The 18,300-nt window shown below is 29.2% G+C and carries 15 protein-coding genes; 2 read left to right on the forward strand and 13 right to left on the reverse strand.

Going from position 1 to position 18,300, the window contains the following annotated elements; translation table 11 throughout:
• Positions 1 to 6: 6 nt before the first annotated feature.
• The 11 genes from BUB83_RS04590 to mraZ form a co-directional block, all read right to left on the reverse strand.
• Positions 7 to 354 (reverse strand): small basic family protein, encoded by a 348-nt coding sequence (locus tag BUB83_RS04590; protein WP_073337268.1) that lies wholly within the window; start codon positions 352 to 354, stop codon positions 7 to 9.
• A 9-nt stretch (positions 355 to 363) separates the two neighbouring features.
• Positions 364 to 1,074, reverse strand: coding sequence for a DUF881 domain-containing protein (locus BUB83_RS04595; RefSeq protein WP_073337269.1), 711 nt, complete (start codon positions 1,072 to 1,074; stop codon positions 364 to 366).
• Positions 1,075 to 1,083: 9 nt separating this feature from the next.
• Positions 1,084 to 1,815 (reverse strand): cell division protein FtsQ/DivIB, encoded by a 732-nt coding sequence (locus BUB83_RS04600; protein ID WP_073337270.1) that lies wholly within the window; start codon positions 1,813 to 1,815, stop codon positions 1,084 to 1,086.
• A 241-nt stretch (positions 1,816 to 2,056) separates the two neighbouring features.
• Positions 2,057 to 3,175, reverse strand: a complete 1,119-nt coding sequence (spoVE, locus tag BUB83_RS04605) for a stage V sporulation protein E (RefSeq protein ID WP_073337271.1) — start codon at positions 3,173 to 3,175, stop codon at positions 2,057 to 2,059.
• Between the two features lie 30 nt (positions 3,176 to 3,205).
• Positions 3,206 to 4,162 carry a phospho-N-acetylmuramoyl-pentapeptide-transferase gene (gene mraY, locus BUB83_RS04610; protein ID WP_073337272.1) on the reverse strand — a complete coding sequence of 319 codons (957 nt, stop codon included), beginning with the start codon at positions 4,160 to 4,162 and terminating at the stop codon, positions 3,206 to 3,208.
• 2 nt (positions 4,163 to 4,164) lie between these two features.
• Positions 4,165 to 5,547 (reverse strand): UDP-N-acetylmuramoyl-tripeptide--D-alanyl-D-alanine ligase, encoded by a 1,383-nt coding sequence (locus tag BUB83_RS04615; RefSeq protein ID WP_073337273.1) that lies wholly within the window; start codon positions 5,545 to 5,547, stop codon positions 4,165 to 4,167.
• Positions 5,547 to 6,995 carry a UDP-N-acetylmuramoyl-L-alanyl-D-glutamate--2,6-diaminopimelate ligase gene (locus tag BUB83_RS04620; RefSeq protein WP_073337274.1) on the reverse strand — a complete coding sequence of 483 codons (1,449 nt, stop codon included), beginning with the start codon at positions 6,993 to 6,995 and terminating at the stop codon, positions 5,547 to 5,549. The genes BUB83_RS04615 and BUB83_RS04620 overlap by 1 nt, the downstream gene beginning before the upstream one ends.
• Positions 6,996 to 7,089: 94 nt before the next feature.
• Positions 7,090 to 9,270 carry a stage V sporulation protein D gene (locus BUB83_RS04625; RefSeq protein ID WP_073337275.1) on the reverse strand — a complete coding sequence of 727 codons (2,181 nt, stop codon included), beginning with the start codon at positions 9,268 to 9,270 and terminating at the stop codon, positions 7,090 to 7,092.
• Positions 9,271 to 9,284: 14 nt separating this feature from the next.
• Positions 9,285 to 9,776, reverse strand: a complete 492-nt coding sequence (locus BUB83_RS04630; RefSeq protein WP_073337276.1) for a hypothetical protein — start codon at positions 9,774 to 9,776, stop codon at positions 9,285 to 9,287.
• Between the two features lie 16 nt (positions 9,777 to 9,792).
• Positions 9,793 to 10,731 (reverse strand): 16S rRNA (cytosine(1402)-N(4))-methyltransferase RsmH, encoded by a 939-nt coding sequence (gene rsmH / locus BUB83_RS04635; protein ID WP_073337277.1) that lies wholly within the window; start codon positions 10,729 to 10,731, stop codon positions 9,793 to 9,795.
• Between the two features lie 11 nt (positions 10,732 to 10,742).
• Positions 10,743 to 11,171: a division/cell wall cluster transcriptional repressor MraZ gene (gene mraZ / locus BUB83_RS04640; RefSeq protein WP_073337278.1), complete on the reverse strand. Its 429-nt coding sequence runs from the start codon at positions 11,169 to 11,171 to the stop codon at positions 10,743 to 10,745.
• Between the two features lie 431 nt (positions 11,172 to 11,602).
• On the opposite strand from mraZ, the gene ychF reads away from it, so the two are divergent.
• Positions 11,603 to 12,697: a redox-regulated ATPase YchF gene (gene ychF, locus BUB83_RS04645; RefSeq protein ID WP_073337279.1), complete on the forward strand. Its 1,095-nt coding sequence runs from the start codon at positions 11,603 to 11,605 to the stop codon at positions 12,695 to 12,697.
• 30 nt (positions 12,698 to 12,727) lie between these two features.
• Here the strand turns inward: ychF and BUB83_RS04650 are convergent, their stop codons facing one another.
• Positions 12,728 to 15,007, reverse strand: a complete 2,280-nt coding sequence (locus tag BUB83_RS04650; protein ID WP_073337280.1) for an AAA family ATPase — start codon at positions 15,005 to 15,007, stop codon at positions 12,728 to 12,730.
• Between the two features lie 216 nt (positions 15,008 to 15,223).
• Between BUB83_RS04650 and BUB83_RS04655 the strand changes: the two genes are divergently transcribed.
• Complete coding sequence (locus BUB83_RS04655) at positions 15,224 to 15,667, forward strand: hypothetical protein (RefSeq protein WP_073337281.1); 444 nt, start codon at positions 15,224 to 15,226, stop codon at positions 15,665 to 15,667.
• A gap of 25 nt (positions 15,668 to 15,692) precedes the next feature.
• Here BUB83_RS04655 and BUB83_RS04660 read toward each other — a convergent pair whose 3' ends face one another.
• Positions 15,693 to 18,233: a calcium-translocating P-type ATPase, PMCA-type gene (locus BUB83_RS04660; protein ID WP_073337282.1), complete on the reverse strand. Its 2,541-nt coding sequence runs from the start codon at positions 18,231 to 18,233 to the stop codon at positions 15,693 to 15,695.
• Positions 18,234 to 18,300 lie beyond the last annotated feature (67 nt).

Below are 18,300 nucleotides of genomic sequence, written 5' to 3' on the forward strand. Positions count from 1 at the left end.
CACCTCTTAATGCAATCTACTTTCTTCAAGTTTACTTAATAACACTCTTCTAATTGTAGAAAAATTATCAAAAATTCTTCCCCCAAATACTATAACTGCAGCAATATATATAGGCATGCCTAATTTATCTCCTAAGTATGTTAATGCAACAGCTAAAATTGCATTACCAAAAAAACCTGAAATAAAGACATCTGTTCTAAATTCTTTTTTTAATACAGATTTAAGTGCACCAAAAACTGAATCTAAACAAGCAAAAATAGCAACAGATAAATAAGCATCAAACTGTGCTGGTATTGAAAAATTTGTGAACATTCCAATTAAAACTCCAATAATAAGACCAATAAAAATTATCATAAATACACCTCAATTATTATTTATAGGTTTTGCATACATAAAATTCAAAGTAACATTGTACTTAGAGATTTCTACTTTATCAGACGGTGTCAATTTTGTAGTAAATCCCGTAAATCCAGTATCAAGTATTCCTGGAAACTCTAGTGCTTTTGAAAGTTTATTTTTATTTCCAATTGCTTTTATAGTAACTGTCTCAACTGGAGATATTTTTTCTTCATTAATAATTATAGCATTTCCTGCTAATCTAATTCCTGTTCTTGAAGTAATCCTTATATCATTAATTGAAATAGCTTCAGCATCAGCATAATTCAATTCATTAACTATTCTAACTAAATCACCATAATCTACTCCATATTGTGGACTTTGAGCAGAAAAAATATCCTCTTCTGCTTCAATTGTTAAAATTATTCCTTCTCCCTGAACATCTGTAGAGCCTAGTAGCATTCTAGTGCTATCCAGTTCTTGAACTAAAGCTTTTGATAAAGTATCTTCACTTACTGCTTTTTCATAATTCTGAATTTGTATTTGTAGTTCATCTATTTGTTTCTGCATATCTGCTTTCTGTTTAGTTAACTTTTCAACTTCAATTGTAATTGTAGCCACATCATTATTACCCGTTATTTTTTTGTTTTTAGCAACAGCTCTCAACTGATAGGTTAACATAAGCCCTAATAAAAGAGAAACAATTCCTAATGCAATTTTGCCACTTGTTTTATTCATTTTTTCCTCCTAGTTTTCTATATAAAATACAGGATTACCTCCATAATTAACTTCAATATACCCTTTTTTATCTGCTAAATCTTTTTCATTTAAAATATTTATGCCAATATTAAACTTATCTTTTAAGTTTTCGATATTACCAATTCTCACTTCCATAGAATTAAAGTAAACTTTTATATCATATAAATCTGTAATATCAATAGTGGTGGGATAACTGACATTTGAATTTAGCGCTCTCATTAAATCTGTTAAGCTACTTATCAATATCATTTTTCTACTATCTAGAATCTCAATACTTTCCCCTTCTTTTAACTTTTCATATTCAAGCCCTTTTAATTCTATTAAATTGTTATCCTCTAAAGTTTCTTTTTTATCAAAAACAAATCCTTCGTTATCTAATAAATAGTAACTTCCATTGCTGAATATATAAAAAACATATTTTCTTTCTTTTATATCTAGTACTAAAGTATTGGGTAATTTACGATTTATTTTTACTTCCTCAATTTCTGGTTCACTTAATATTTTTTGTTCTATGTTTTTACTTTTAATAAAAAATATATTTGTACCCAATTTCACTTGTGAAAGTTCCAAAATCTTTTCACTTTTCAAACTTTTATTATTTATAACCTGAATTTTTTTCACTGAAAAAATGGGTAGATTAGCTAATAATAGTGCCACAATTGATATTAAGAATATAAAAAATAATATTTTATTAAGTTTATTTTTCTTTTTTTTTGACATAAACTAATCCCTTCTTCTTATACAAACTCATATACATAATACCACAAAATGTATTTTTATTCTATGTTAAAAGAAAAACTTTACCCTTTCTTATTAATAGTTATGGTATTAAATCTTTCATTAAACTCACTAAATTATATACTAAAATTCATGAATTTAATAGCCTGTTTTTCTCGTTAAGCGATTACATTATAAATTATTTTTTAAAACAAAAAAAGAATCTCAAAGATTCTTTTTTATTTTAAAAACTTCTTTTATTCTTAACCTGTTTTGATACATTTAATAATAATCCCATGGCACTAAGATTTATAAACAAGGATGATCCTCCATAACTTATAAATGGAAGTGGTACCCCTGTTACTGGCATAGATCCTGTTACAACTGCTATATTAATTATTGCTTGAACTGCAATTACTGCAGTAATTCCTACAGCTAAAATTGTTCCATATAAATCTTTTGCATTTAATGCCACTGATATACCCCTTGCAATAAATATTATGAACAATATCATAATAAAGGTACATCCCACCAATCCTAATTCTTCACCAATAACAGAAAAAATAAAATCATTATGGGGTTCAGGTATATAATAACATTTTTGTCTTGATAAACCTAACCCTTGCCCTAGAATAGATCCAGAACCCAAAGCTAGTAATGATTGGATTAGTTGATACCCCGCTCCTTTAGGATCAGCCCAAGGATCTAAAAAAGTTAGAAATCTTTGCATTCTATATGGTTGAAAAACTGTTGCCGCTACTCCTAATGCTCCTACAAATCCACCTACTAAACAAATGTGAATAAATTTACATCCCGCAGCAAATAAAACAATAATAGTAACTATCATTATTACCGCAGCTATACTTAAATTCTTTTCTGCTAATACTAGCCCTGCAAAAAAACCTGACACTAATAAGTATGGTAGTACCCCGTAAAGAAAACTTTTTATTTGATTTCCTTTATTGGTAATGCTTTTAGCCATATACAACACAACAACATACTTTGCCATTTCAGATGGTTGAATTGATACTGGACCTATAATAATCCACCTTCTAGCTCCATTAATTGAGGGGAAAATAGGTAGCAAAACTAGTAATAAAAATGCAACTACTATTATCATTATCTTTCCTGTATGATGTCTAAACCAATGATAATCGATTCTTGATATAAAAAACATTGATGTAAATCCTAGAAATGCAAAGGCTCCTTGGCGTTTTAAAAAATATAAGTCATTCTTATATTTATATAATGCAATATGCGAACTTGCGCTATAAACCATAATTACACCAATTGCAACCAAAGACATTATACAAGATAATAGAATAAAATCTACTTGTTGCTTTCTAAGTAAAGACTTACTCATAAAACTTCCTCCTGTAAAAAAAACGCCAGCTTATGTAATAGATAAAAAACCTATCAAACATAATATAATTGTAACAATAGAAAATACTACAACAACTCTAGTTTCATGCCATCCCATTAATTCAAAATGATGGTGAATGGGACTCATCTTAAAAACTCTTTTTCCTGTTGTTTTGAAAGAAATTACTTGAATTATAACTGAAAGAGTTTCTCCTAAATACACTCCTCCTACAATTATAACCAACAAAGGTAATTTTAATACCATTGCTATAGTAGCTAAAGCTCCTCCCAATGCTAAAGAACCTGTATCACCCATAAATACTTTTGCTGGATAAGCATTAAATTGTAAAAATCCAAGTAAGGCACCAGCTAATGCTCCACAAAATAAAGCCACTTGAATATTCCCTAAGATTAAAGATACTGAAGCAAAGAATGTCATCACTAAAATAGTAATAGTAGTAGAAAGTCCATCTAATCCATCAGTTAAATTTACTGCATTTGTTGTAGCAGCAAAATAGATTACTATAAAAGGAATAAATAGAATTCCTAGTTCCCATTCACTTTTTAGAAAAGGAATAAAAATCTTTGTACCTACTTCTGGAGATGTATATCCAAATATCGCAAGTGCTGTGGCTGCTATTATAAGAAGTATCATTTTTTGTTTAGGCTTTAACCCTTCATTTTTCTTTTTAACAATTTTCAAATAATCATCCGTAAACCCAATTGCTCCAAAAGCAATTAAAGCAAAGATAATTGCTAAGGAAGAAGAACTCAAATTACGATCCACCAAAAAAATAGTTACAACCGAAGAAATTATAAAAATAATTCCCCCCATAGATGGCGTTCCAGATTTTTTCTGGTGACTTTTAGGCCCTTCTTCTCTTATATTTTGTCCGAACTTTAATTTATGTAACATTGGGATTATTATAGGTCCTAAAACCAATGATATAAAAAACGCTACTATAACTGAATAAATTACACTTTGCATGATTACTCTCCTTTTATATCTAAGCTTTTTAATAAGTTAACAATATTTTCAAATTTTTCACTTCTTGAGGCTTTAACCAAGAGAACATCATCTTTTTTAAGAAGAAAGGATATATTAGAGGCCATCTCTTCAATATTAGCAAACAAAAATGAATTGTTTTCCTTTTCAAATCCACCAAAATATGCTTTCCCATATTCTCCACAACTAACTAAAATATCTATATTATTTTTCTTTAAATGCTTTCCTACTGATTCATGATGTTTATAAGCTTCTTCCCCTAGTTCTTTCATGGTACCAAGGATTGCAACTTTTCTTTTATCTTTAAAGGAAGCTAGCACTTCAATAGCTGCTTTTGTTGAATCTGGGCTTGCATTATAACAATCATCAATAATTGTGAATTTATCACCCTTAACAATATCTAACCTCATAGAAGTTCTTTCTATATTGTTTAACCCTTTTTCCATCTCTTCAAAACTCATACCTAAAAGTTCACAACATTCTATACACAATAAAGTATTTAGAATATTATGTTCACCTGGCATATTCAAGTTAAATTCATGTGTTCCATTAAAAGTTACAACTTTAAACTTAGAAGATGCTGGTAAAATTTCTATATCTGTTGCAAAAGTATTTTTGTTTCTATCTAATCCTATTTTAAATAAATCAAATTTATTACTACTTAATGTACTTAATAAATCATTTTCACCATTCACGATTAATGAAGATTTTTCACTAAAATAGTTCACAATTTCTAATTTTGCTTTTAGAATGTTTTCCCTAGTCTTTAAATGTTCAATATGAGATACTCCTATGTTTGTTATAATGGCTAAATCTGGCCTTGCTACTCTTGCTAAATTATTTATTTCGCCAAATCCACTCATACCCATTTCTAACACTGCTACATCATAAGAATCATTTAATTGAAATATCATCAGCGGTAAACCAATCTCATTATTGAAATTTCCTTTTGTTTTGAAAACCTTAAACTTCTCCGAAAGCATAGCCGCTAAAATATCTTTAGTTGAAGTTTTACCAGTAGACCCAGTTATGCCTATTACTTTTATATTTAATTTAGTTCTATAATATTCCGCCAAATCCAAAAGAGCTTTCTTAGAATCTTTTACAAGTATAATTGATGTATTTTCTGCTACTTCCTTTAAAGAGAAACAAAGATTATCAATTATGCATAACTTTGCTCCTTTTTTACTGCTATCAATTACAAACTCATTTGCATCAAAATTATCACCTTTTAAAGCAAGGAAAATACATCCCTCAGTAATTTTTCTAGAATCTATAATTACAGAATCAAATTGTTCTTTAGTTGTTTTTTTCAATATTTCTCCATCAATAGCTTTAACTATTTCATGGAATAAAAGAGTTTCCATTAGTTCTCCTCCTCTAGAATTTCTTTAACCACTATTCTTTCATCGAAATCTATAGTTTTATCCTTTAATATTTGGTAATCTTCATGACCTTTACCGGCAATTACTATAACATCACCTTTTTGTGCCAATCTAATAGCTTTTTTTATGGCTTCTTTTCTATTTTCTTCTACAATAAATTTAGCATCCTTTGGTACTCCTGCTAAAACATCATTAATAATATCCATAGGTTCTTCACTTCTTGGATTATCAGATGTTATTATAGCAATGTCCGCAATTGTTGCTCCAATCTCACCCATCATAGGACGTTTTTCTTTATCTCTGTCTCCACCACATCCAAATACAGCCACAAGCCTATTTTTAGTAAATTCCTTTGCAGTAGTTAAGATATTTTCTAATCCATCTGGAGAATGAGCATAATCAATTATTATTTCAAAGTCTAAGTTATATTCCTTTGCTACTAGTTCACATCTACCTGGAACCACAACTTCATTCAATCCTTTTTTAATTGCTTTAATTGAAATATTTTCTTTCAAACAAATCCCAATACACCCAAGAGCATTATACACATTATATAAGCCTGGAATATTTAAATTTATTTTTTCTTGAATTTCTTCGTACTTTATTTCAAAATCTATACCTCTAGAATGAGCATCTACCTTATCAATTGTTAAATCTGCTGAATTTTCAATTCCAAAGCTAGTAAATAATGAATTTATATCTTTTGTAACTTTTACCCCATAAGTATCATCAATATTTACAATTGAATAATCAGCCGTTTTGAAAAGTTTTAACTTAGCTTCATAATATTCTTCAAAAGTTTTATGAAAATCCAAATGATCTCTTGTTAAATTTGTAAAGATAGCATAATCAAACTCAGTTCCATAAACTCTATCTAAGCTTAATGAATGAGAAGAGACTTCCATTATACAATAATCCACTTTTTCATCAACCATATCTTTAAATAATTTCTGTAATTCTAAAGATTCTGGAGTTGTTCTTTCAGCTTTAACTTTTTTATCACCTATATAATTGGCTATTGTACCAATAACTCCTGTTTTAAAACCCGCTTCTTCAAGTATAGCTTTAAGCATAAATGCAGAAGTTGTTTTCCCATTTGTACCAGTAATACCAATTACCTTCATCTTCTTTGAAGGCTTTCCATAAAAATTAGCAGCTAAAAAAGCCATTGCTTTTCTTGTGTCTTCCACTTTAATTACAGTTACGTCTTCTATAATAGCTACATCATCCATAACAATAATAATCTTTGCCCCGTTTGCTACTGCTTTATTTATATAATTATGTCCGTCAACCTTAAACCCTTTTATACAAATAAAAATATCTCCCGGCAAAATATTTCTAGAATCATATTGTATTTGATTAACATTAATATTTATATTTCCTGAAATCAGATTATAATTGATTCCTGATAGTAATTCTTTTAATTCCATATTTTCACCTTCACTTCCAATAGTTTTACCTATTAGCTTTATTAGCTAACCCTAGTACACATTATATCATTTTTTTTCTAAGAGTAAACTTTTTTTAATCTCCTATTATTTCAAGTTCAAAAGTTATCAAAGTATTTTTAGAAACCTTTTGTTTAAATTCTATACTTTGATGAGATATCAAACCTTCGCCATTAAATTCATACTTTAATCCTAAATCATTCAAAATTTCTATAGCTGCTTCTTCTGTCAACCCATTAAAATTTGGAACGATAATATCATTAGTAACAGGATTATTACTTCCTGTATAAACTATTATCTTACTATTTTCTTTTGTAGTATACCCAGGCTTTGGAGTTGTATCTGTTACATATTCTCCGTCCCCACTAATTTCGTAATTCAATTTGCTTTCTTTAAGTACACTTAATGCTTCTGATTTTTTAGAGCCTCTTATCTCCGGAACAATAACATCACTTAGTAATTCATCTTTACTACTATTAATATTAACCATATCTAGGTAATTAAATACATCTACAAAAATTTGTTTTGCTACAGGCGCTGCTATTTGTCCAGCATAATAATTTGATGGGTCTGGCTCATCTATTGATATAAATACAGTTAAATCTGGAGTTTTCCCAGGCAATATAGGGGCCATCCCACCAAAGGAAGCCACATATGTTTGGGCTGCATATTTGCCATCTACAACCTTTTGTGCTGTTCCTGTTTTTCCACCAATATTGTACCCTTCAACATAAGCTTTACCTCCTCCGCCTGTAGTTATAACCTCTTCAAGATACCCTCTAAGTCTTTCCATAACAACTGGGTCTTCTACTTGTCTAACATTAGAGTTATCATATTGAATTGTTTGGTTTTCATTATTTTCATCTGTCCATTGAATCTCCTTCATAACGTGAGGAGTAATCAATTTTCCTCCATTTGCAATAGCATTTATTACTTGAACATATTGTATAGGAGTTAGTGTATTAGTTTGACCAAAAGATATTGTTGCTAAATCAGTAGCAGTAATATTTTCTGTCTTTTTTATAATTCCCTTAGCTTCTCCTGGAAGATCTATTCCTGTTTTCTCACCTAATCCAAATAGTTTTATATGTTTATTTAATGCTTCTGCACCAAGTTTTTCAGCCAAGTTCATAAACCCTACATTACAAGAATTTCTAAGAATATCTACAAAAGCTTGAGTTCCATGCCCTGTTCTCTTCCAACAATGAATTATTTTTTTACCAATAGTGGTACTCCCATTACAAACTATCTCATAAGTATCTTCATCTATAACTTTTTCTGCCATAGCTGCTGTGGCCGTAACCACCTTAAAAATAGAACCTGGTTCATAAGTATCACTCACTGCTCTATTCCTCCAACTTTGTTGAAGTTCTTCAAAACTTAATCCATCAATCCATGGGTTATTAGGATCATAGTCTGGTTTATTTACCATAGCTAGTATTTCTCCATTATTTGGATTACTTATAATTATGGTTACTGCCTTAGCTTTGTTGTCTATCAATGCTTGATCTGCAGCTTTTTCCGCAAAATGCTGAATCATTTCATCAATAGTCAAAATTAAATTTTTTCCTGCTATAGGAGGTATGTACTCTGAGATTGTATTACCTATTTCCTGACTTTTAGCATCAGTTTCCGCTATAAGTATTCCTGGTGTTCCTGCAAGGTAACTATTGTACATTAATTCAACTCCTGTTAATCCTTCCCCATCAGAGTTTGTATGCCCTAATACATGGGCTAAAAAATTGTCATTAGGATAATATCTTGCTGTATCAGGCGATACGATTATTCCGTTTATTCCTAGTGCTCTTATGTTATCAGCTTCCGTTTTTTCTATTCTTCTAATTAAAGTAGCTGATTTCATAGGCAATCCACCAGGCAAAGTTTTTTCTAGTATTCCTAATACTTTATCTTTTTCTATGTCAATAACATTAGAAATTTTTATTGCAATATCTTCATTACTTAACCCTTTAGATTCTTGTACTTTTCTTAAAGTATTCAAATCAAAATCAACTCTATACACATTAGCAGATACAGCTAACTCATTGCCATTTCTATCTAATATTTGTCCTCTTTTTGCATCAATTTTTACATCCTCTGTCCATTGCTGTACTGCAATAGGATTATAATCCTTCGCTTTAACTAACATAATATACCCAAGCCTTATAAACAATCCAAAAAATAAGAGCAGAAGAAAGCTCACTGTGTAGAGCATCCTCCGCTTCATAATTACTTTATCACTATATTGATTTTTATTCACCTTTAATACCTCCGTTAATTAAAAATACTCTTAATTCGTTCTAAAACTTTATCTCCTCCACTATTTTCATCCTTTTGTTCATCAATAAAATTATTTTTTTCTAAATTAACGAAAGTTCTATTTGCTGAGCTTGGTATAACCATTTCTAGTTCATTAATTGCATAATCTTCAATAAAAGCAACTTTTTTGTATTGTAGTAAATTAATCTTTAAATCTTCATTTTCAGCATCAATTCTACTAATCTCAGTTTTAATATCTCCAATATTTTTTTGAAGTTTATTTATAGTGGAATATCTATAAACGCTAGAGAGCCCTAATGTAAATGTAAGAATAAAGGAGGCCACAACCTTCGTTTTTGTTAAACGTTCCTGTTGTAATTTTTTTCTTAATTGTTTTCTTTTAAATTCCTCAAGTTCTTTATGTTTTTCATCTTTATGGTTTGGTAAGGATCCATAATTCAAAGCTGTATTGCCATTCATATAAAAATTATTCTTCTTCATTACCATTCTATTCACCCCAAATTTAATTAGAACTAATTTTTTCTGCTACTCTTAATTTTGCGCTTTTACTTCTTGAGTTTTCACTTTTTTCTAATTCAGAAGGTTCAATAGGCTTCCTACTTACCAATTTAATAGAAGCTGTTTTACCACAAGCACATATAGGGAAGTCACTAGGACATGTGCATGGATTACTAAGTCTATTGAATACTGTTTTTACTATTCTATCTTCTAATGAATGAAAGGTAATTATAGCAATTCTTCCACCATCATTTAACATATCAATGCTATCTTCTATAGCTTTATTTAAAATCTCTAACTCTTTATTGACCTCAATCCTTATAGCTTGGAAGGTTTTTTTAGCTGGATGCCCATTTTTCTGAAATTTCTTTGGTATAGCTTGTGAAACTATTTCTGCTAGTTCTAAGGTTGATTCTATAGGCTTAGTTTCTCTATACCTGCATATTCTATCTGCAATTCTTGGAGTAAATTTTTCTTCCCCATACTCTCTTAGAATTCTCATTAATTCTGCTTTAGAATATTCATTTACCACATCATAGGCTGTACGAGTATCTTCACTATTCATTCTCATATCCAAAGGAGCATCTTTCATGTAAGAAAAACCTCTTTCTGCTTTATCTAATTGATAAGAGGACACCCCTAAATCCATTAAAATCCCATCCACTTTTTCAATACCAATTCTATCCAAAACTTCTTTTATATCATGAAAATTGCTATGTATATATTTTACGTTTTCAAACTGTTCCAGCTTTTTTTTAGCAAAACTTAAAGCTTCAGTATCTTGGTCAATTCCTATTAATAACCCTTCTGAATTTAATTTTTTTAAAATTTCCGAAGAATGTCCTGCTCCACCAAGGGTACAATCAACATAAATACCTTCTTCCTTTATATTCAAATTCTCTAATACCTCTTCTAATAATACTGAAATATGTTTAAATTCCATAGTTTCTCCTTCTATATAAGTAGTTCACTCATTTTTTCTGCGATTTCATCAAAATTCATATCTGAATCATTGTACGACTCCCATTTTTCTTTACTCCAAATTTCAATTTTTGTCATTACTCCTATACTTACTATATCCTTTTTTATACTAGCATATTCTAATAAATTTTGTGGTATCAAAGCTCTTCCTTGCTTATCAAAATTAACTTGGCAAGCCCCTGAAAAAAAGAATCTAACAAAAGCCCTGGCATCTTTACTTGTTAGTGGAAGTTTTTTCAACTTTTCCTGTAATATTTTCCACTCACTGAAAGGAAATAGATATAAGCATCCATCCAGACCTTTAGTAATAACTCCTTCTCCATTCAGCTCGTCTCTAAATTTTGAGGGTAAAATCATTCGGTTTTTAGCATCTAAGAAATGTGAATATTCCCCTATAAACATTTTCCACCCCAACTAAACTACTTTACTCCATTCTACACCACTTTAAACCACTTTTATATACTGTTCTATGCAAATTCAAATAATCCTTTTTTTCTAGAGACTTTTTTTTATTAAATTAAAATTTTTTTTCAAAATCTTAAAAATAATACTTTTTTTATTGATTTTTTTGTATTTTTTGTTACTTTTTGATATTTATTCATTATTTTGTTTATTTTTTTGTTATTGTAGTCTTAATCAAATTATTTTTCACTACAATAAAATACTTTACTTTACTTCAAAGTCCAAATCACCCAAAATTAATGTTATATATCACTTTTAATTGAAATTAAAATTAATCTAGAGTATAATTTATTAGTAATTATCTAATAAAGGAAAATTAATCGCTTTAAAATGATAAAATTAGTGGTTAATATTAAGAAAGGATGTACAAGATGAAGTTAGGTATTGTAGGTTTGCCAAATGTTGGCAAGAGCACGCTTTTTAATGCTATCACCAAAGCTGGTGCAGAATCGGCAAACTACCCATTTTGCACCATAGAACCCAATGTTGGCGTTGTAAATGTTCCAGATGAACGATTAGACGTTCTACAAAAGCTTTACAACTCTAAAAAACAAGTGCATGCAGCTGTAGAGTTTTATGATATTGCAGGACTTGTTAAAGGTGCTAGTAAAGGTGAAGGGTTAGGAAATAAATTTTTATCTCATATTAGAGAAGTAGCTTCCATAGTTCACGTAGTTAGATGTTTCCATGATGATAATGTTGTTCACGTAGAGGGAAATGTAGATCCAATAAGAGATATAGAAACCATCAACTTAGAATTGATTCTATCAGACATTGAAATTCTTGAAAAAAGAATTGAAAAAACTGTGAAATTAGCCAGAAGTGGTAATAAAGAGGCCAAATCAGAACTAGAAATCATGGAAAAACTTAAAGAACATTTAGAAAAGGAACTTCCTGCTAGATCTCTTGAAGTTACTGATGAAGAAGCCGCTATAATAAAAGCCTTATTTTTAATAACTTCAAAGCCTGTTCTTTACGTTGCCAATGTATCTGAAGATGATATTATGTCTGGTGAAGATAATGATTTAGTTCAATTAGTAAGAGATTTTTCTTCAAAAGAAGGCTCTGAAGTAATTAAAGTTTGTGCTAAAATAGAAGAAGAATTATCATCCTTAGATGATGATGAAAGATTAGAAATGCTAGCTGAATATGGATTAAATGAGCCTGGTCTTGATTTATTAATTAAATCTAGTTACAAATTACTAGGTCTTATGAGTTTCTTAACTGCTGGTGTTCAAGAAATCAGAGCTTGGACTATTAAAATTGGAACAAAGGCTCCTAAAGCTGCAAGTAAAATTCATTCTGATATAGAAAGAGGTTTCATAAGAGCCGAAACTATTTCTTACGATAAGCTAGTTCAATGTGGATCTGAGGCTGCTGCAAGAGAAAAAGGATTCTATAGACTTGAAGGAAAAGACTATATAATGCAAGATGGCGATGTTGTTAATTTTAGATTTAACGTTTAATTGAAAAAGACCTATAACTAGGTCTTTTTCTTATTTTGAATATTTTTTCAATTCTTTTCTTAATTTCATCAAGACTTCTTCATAATCACCCATCATTACTTCAATAGCATCTTTTATGTTCTCCATGGTATAAATATGAAATTCGTTTAATAAAATTGATTTTTCTATTTCATCATTTAAAACCAAATCATTTCTATTAGTATTAGGAATTAGCACTCCTTTATCTTTTGTGGAATCAATAACTTGACAGGTATTATAAAATCCCTCAATCTTTTCATTTGCTCCCCCTATAGATTGTACTTCTCCAAATTGATTAAGCGAACCTGTAACCCCCATATTTTGTTTTATGGGAACTTTACTAATTGATGAAATAATTGTTAAGAATTCTGCTACAGAAGCACTATCTCCATCTACCATACCATAAATCTGTTCAAAGCTTAAATGTAGGTCCACTGGAATTCTACTATAACTATTTAACAAATTATTCAACAAACCACTAAGAGTGTTTATAGCTTTTGAATGTATTTTCCCACTTAACTCGCTTTCCTTTTGAACATCAATTATATGTCCTTCACCCTTATAACACGTACATGTTATTTTTATAGGCTTTCCAAATACAAAATAATTTAAATCTATTACCGACAAACCGTTAACTTGCCCTACTTTTTCCCCAGAAACGGTTACAAGTATATGCTTATTTTTGTACATTTCATCTATTTTTTTTCTTATTATTGAATTCTTCCCATCTGGAAAAACCAAACATTCCTCATCAATGTTTTTTTTATTCAACTTTCTTGCTTTATTGTCTGATAATATTAAAATATCATTAATTGTACTTATATCAAATAATACTTTCTCCCTATTTTCAGCTTTTCTTGCTAGATATTTTGAAATTTTATTATAGCAAGAATCAGATAATTCTTTATATTTTTTTTCTGAGCAAAGATTATTCAATGCTGCTTTCAACGTTTCTTTATTTTTTTCGTCGCAATTAACCACAGGATTATATTCTACTTTTAATTTGAATATTTTTTTAAAATCTGGATCGTATTCATACAGCAAATCGTAAGTTTCAATTGTGCCAACTAATATTAGTTTTGTTTCAACAATTATTTCCTCTGGTTTTATAGAACTTATTGTTAATAACTCTAGGTAATTCTTATTATAATCTAATTTTAATTTTCCCTCTTCAATAAAATTTTTCAAATAATTATAGGATTTAGAATAAGCCAATAATTTATTTATTTCAATAATTAATACTCCTCCATTTGAGTTGATTACTGACCCTCCTGTGATCATAGAAATTTCGGATGTATATGTTCCATTTTTATTCGTATATTCAATATTTCCAAATAAATTAGAAAGTGATGGGTCATTTTCAAATATAACTCTTGGTGAATCAATCTGAGATCCATCAAACATAACATTAACTTCATAATTAAATAAAATATCTTTTATTTGAATATCATCCTCTTCAAAGTTCATTGTATATATTTCCACAAGTTCTTCCTCAATATTATCATAGATGTATTCAATATAATTTAAAGCACTATCATCATTTTCAAACTTCAATGACAACTCTTCTTTAAATTCTGCCATTTCTTCTAATAAAAATACTTTCAATAATTCTTTCAACTTTTCTAACTCAATTATTTCTTTATTTTTCAATTCATCAAGGATATCTCTTGCTTCCTTTTTCAAAATATCTACCTTTTCAAGCATATCCTTTTTTTCCTCTTTTTTTAATAATTCAAAATCATCTTCTGTTATTTCTCCTTCTTTGGTAAGAGGTATAAATGCAAATCCTTTATAACTAGATTTTATATCAAATCCATTCTCATGTGCTTTTTCTACTAATTCTTCAATAAGCTTCGTTCTATAGTTTTGCAAAGAATCAATTATATTTTCTTTTTCCTCACAATTTTCTAAATTATAAAAATCAAAAATCACATCATAATATTTCTTTTGAATCATTTCTAATTCATTTCTGAGTTTTTCCCCATTTCCTTTTTTTAAATACAAGGTTTCTGGCTTTTCCCTATCCTCTTTAATCACATAACAAATATCATTAGGAACTTCTTTGTTTACCATTACCTTTTCTAAATATTCTTTTAATTTTTCAACTTTCATAGAAGTTAAGTCATCTACAAGATAAATATTATATCCCTGATGATTTAATTCTAGTGCCTCATCTAACTCTTCATAAACATTTTCTTTATACTCTGGAATAAAACTTTCCCTATTTAAATATATTTCTGAATCAAAATTAACATTATACACAATATCCTTTGAATCCAATTTTCTTAACATACTCAACCTCCTTTCCATAATATATTAATATTCTAAAAGTATGAAAATAGGAACTTAATCATAAAATAAAATAATTCACTGCTTAAAATCTCAATATTTTACCCTTACAATATAATTTTTTTAAAGAATACTTTTAAAAAAAACTATACTATGATATAATTTTCATTAGTCAAACAAGGTTTTATGGATTTAAATACACATAAAGGAGTTTTTTAAATGGGCATTAGAGATAGATTAACTGAAAGTTACACAAAAAATTATTTAAAAAAATATGGCGATAGACTCACTCAAGCACAAGGTAAAGTTTTATCAGTAAAAATTGAAGAAAAATCAGTTCTATGGATTTTTCACAAAATAATGGTTACTATCATTGTTAAACCTGAGAGAAGTAGAAACGTAGTAAAATGCTATTATAGAAAAAATAAATGGTTTAAAAAGCCAAAGTTCATTGGAATTTCTCAAGGAAATTCACTTATTATTCAAGGACTTAAACCTGAAAAGAACAAATCAAATAAAAAAACTGCTTTGACTGGTGATAGTGTTGAAATTATGAATGTTATAAATATGACTACAAAACAACAATTAGTTCAAACTGAAGGGTCAGATGATAACATCAAGAAACTTAAAGATGCTCAAAAAGTAAAATTTAAAGGTAGATAAAAAGAAACTCTTTAGAGTTTCTTTTTTATTTTCTAAACAATAAAACTAAGCTATTAACAAAAGATATTATACTTGAAAAGAAAATTATTATTAACCATTGTCCTAAATCTAAAGGAACCGTATGAAATACTCTGCCTAAATAAGGTAGATATATTATTAAAATTAACATGGTTATAGAAATACAAACAGCTCCAACAAGATAAAGATTAGTATAAAACTTCATTTCAAATATAGAGCACTTTTCAGACCTACATTCAAAAACATGAATAAGTTGTGATAAAATTAATGTACCCAAGGTAAGTGTCCTGCAAGTTTCTAAATCCATACCATAGTACTTTCCAGCTAAAAAAGCTAAAACTGTGCAAATACCTATTAATGAACCTCTTATAAAAATTTTTTCTTTTAATCCTCTAGCAAATATACTTTCATTTCTACTTAAAGGCTTTTGCTCCATTATAGCTTTATCACCAGAATCTAATCCAAGAGCTATAGCTGGAAGTCCGTCTGTTGCAAGATTTATGAATAGTATTTGGATTGGTAATAAAGGTGTTTGTATATTTATAAGTGATGCTAAAAACATGGTAAGTACTTCCCCTAAATTACAAGATAGAAGATACCTAATAAACTTTCTTATATTATTATAAATTATTCTTCCTTCTTCTACTGCAGCTACAATTGTTGCAAAATTATCATCTAACAATATCATTGATGAAGCTTCTTTTGTAACATCAGTTCCAGAAATACCCATGGCGATTCCTATATCAGCTTCTTTCACTGCTGGTGCATCATTTACTCCATCTCCTGTCATAGCTACAACGTTATTTAATTTTTTATAACATCTTACTATTCTTAATTTATGATTCGGGGTTACTCTAGAATAAACAGTAGTTTTTTTACACTTTTCTAATAATTCATTGTCTGACAAATCATCAATCTCTGTTCCTGTTAAAACTCCACTTTTTTCATCTGCGATGCCTATTTCTCTTGCAATAGCAAAAGCTGTGTTTTTATGATCTCCTGTTATCATTACTGGTTTTATTCCAGCACGTCTACATTTAAATACCGCTTCTTTAACTTCTTCTCTAGGAGGGTCTTTCATGGCTGCTATACCAATAAAAACTAGATTGTCCTCTATTGTTTTATCATTATTTTTTATATTTCTTTTATAAGCTGCACCTATACATCTTAAAGCTTCCCTTGTCATTCCTTCCACAACTTTTAAAATTCTTTTTTTATCTTCAGTAGTTAGAAGTCTACATTCCCCATTCTCATAAATATAATTACATCTTTTTATTATTATTTCAGGCGCTCCTTTTATGTAAGCTGTATTGCCTAGCTTTTCTTTTATAACCACAGAAACCCTTTTTCTGTTGGAATCAAAAGGAATCTCATAAATTTTAATTTTATCTTTTATATATTCCTTATAATCTCTTTCATTATTAAAGAACACTGACAATAATGCTTTATCTGTAGCATCACCTTTTATACTTTCCTCAAAATTTTTACTTTTAGAAGATATTATGCAATCATTACACAATACAAAAGTTTTTCTTAATAGTTCACTATTTACTTTTTCTTTGTTTACATCAATAACTCTGCCATTTAAGTATATTTTTAAAACTTTCATTTTGTTTTGAGTTAGTGTTCCTGTTTTATCGCTACATATTATAGATGTACACCCTAAAGTTTCTACAGCAGGTAGTTTTCTTACCAAGGCATTTCTTTTTAGCATCCTAGATACCCCTAAAGCCAAGGCTACTGTAACTATAGCAGATAACCCTTCAGGAATAGCTGCCACAGCAAGGGATACTCCTAGAAGAAACATTTCATATTTATCATTCCCTCTTAAAACTCCCATAATTGTTACCACAAAACAAATAATTAAGCAAATCAATACAAGTATTTTACCTAATGAATCTAACTTTTCTTTTAATGGAGATTTTTCTCTTTTAATAGAATTAAGCATTTTTGCTATTTTCCCCATCTCTGTAGCCATACCAATTGCCACAACTTTGGCAATTGCCTTACCATTGAGCACTATAGTCCCCATAAATAAAGAGTTATTATTTTTATCTGCATTTTTTTCTACATTTTCTGATTCCCCAGTAAGAAGTGATTCATCCATTAGAATTCCAGCACTTTCTTCAATAATACAATCTGCCGGTACTCTATCCCCACTTTCTATTATTACTACATCCCCTGGAACTAAGCATTCTGCTTTTATCACAACCACACTGTCTTTTCTCATCACTTTTGCTGTTGGCGCCGCCATTTCTTTTAAAGCTTCTAATGATCTTTCGGTTTTATATTCTTGAATAAAACCTAAAACAGAATTCATTATCACAATTATCAGTATTGTAATTGCATCTGCTTTTTCTCCCATAATAAAAGATATAATAGTTGCACCTATAAGAACCCAGATTATAAAATCATTATATTGTTGGATTAATATAGCAAAAGGCGATATTCTTTTTTTCTCTTCAAGAACATTAAGGCCAAATCTCTTTTGCCTTTTTAAAGCTTCATCTTCAGATAACCCTCTAAAATTGCTTTTTTCATTTACCATTTCTGTCCCTCCCATATTATTTTTTATGCCTCTAGATAAATATATGAAGAATGTGTATAATGTTATG

The organism is Clostridium grantii DSM 8605 (assembly GCF_900129965.1).
GTDB classification, from domain to species: Bacteria; Bacillota; Clostridia; order Clostridiales; family Clostridiaceae; genus Clostridium_AF; species Clostridium_AF grantii.

Coding starts and splice junctions, on each gene's coding strand:
- BUB83_RS04590 (WP_073337268.1), bottom strand. CDS start 354: ATGATAATTTTTATTGGTCTTATTATTGGAGTTTTAATTGGAATGTTC.
- BUB83_RS04650 (WP_073337280.1), bottom strand. CDS start 15,007: ATGTTAAGAAAATTGGATTCAAAGGATATTGTGTATAATGTTAATTTT.
- BUB83_RS04615 (WP_073337273.1), bottom strand. CDS start 5,547: ATGGAAACTCTTTTATTCCATGAAATAGTTAAAGCTATTGATGGAGAA.
- BUB83_RS04655 (WP_073337281.1), top strand. CDS start 15,224: ATGGGCATTAGAGATAGATTAACTGAAAGTTACACAAAAAATTATTTA.
- BUB83_RS04630 (WP_073337276.1), bottom strand. CDS start 9,776: ATGGTAATGAAGAAGAATAATTTTTATATGAATGGCAATACAGCTTTG.
- rsmH (WP_073337277.1), bottom strand. CDS start 10,731: ATGGAATTTAAACATATTTCAGTATTATTAGAAGAGGTATTAGAGAAT.
- ychF (WP_073337279.1), top strand. CDS start 11,603: ATGAAGTTAGGTATTGTAGGTTTGCCAAATGTTGGCAAGAGCACGCTT.
- mraY (WP_073337272.1), bottom strand. CDS start 4,162: ATGCAAAGTGTAATTTATTCAGTTATAGTAGCGTTTTTTATATCATTG.
- BUB83_RS04600 (WP_073337270.1), bottom strand. CDS start 1,815: ATGTCAAAAAAAAAGAAAAATAAACTTAATAAAATATTATTTTTTATA.
- BUB83_RS04660 (WP_073337282.1), bottom strand. CDS start 18,233: ATGGTAAATGAAAAAAGCAATTTTAGAGGGTTATCTGAAGATGAAGCT.
- spoVE (WP_073337271.1), bottom strand. CDS start 3,175: ATGAGTAAGTCTTTACTTAGAAAGCAACAAGTAGATTTTATTCTATTA.
- BUB83_RS04620 (WP_073337274.1), bottom strand. CDS start 6,995: ATGGAATTAAAAGAATTACTATCAGGAATCAATTATAATCTGATTTCA.
- mraZ (WP_073337278.1), bottom strand. CDS start 11,171: ATGTTTATAGGGGAATATTCACATTTCTTAGATGCTAAAAACCGAATG.
- BUB83_RS04595 (WP_073337269.1), bottom strand. CDS start 1,074: ATGAATAAAACAAGTGGCAAAATTGCATTAGGAATTGTTTCTCTTTTA.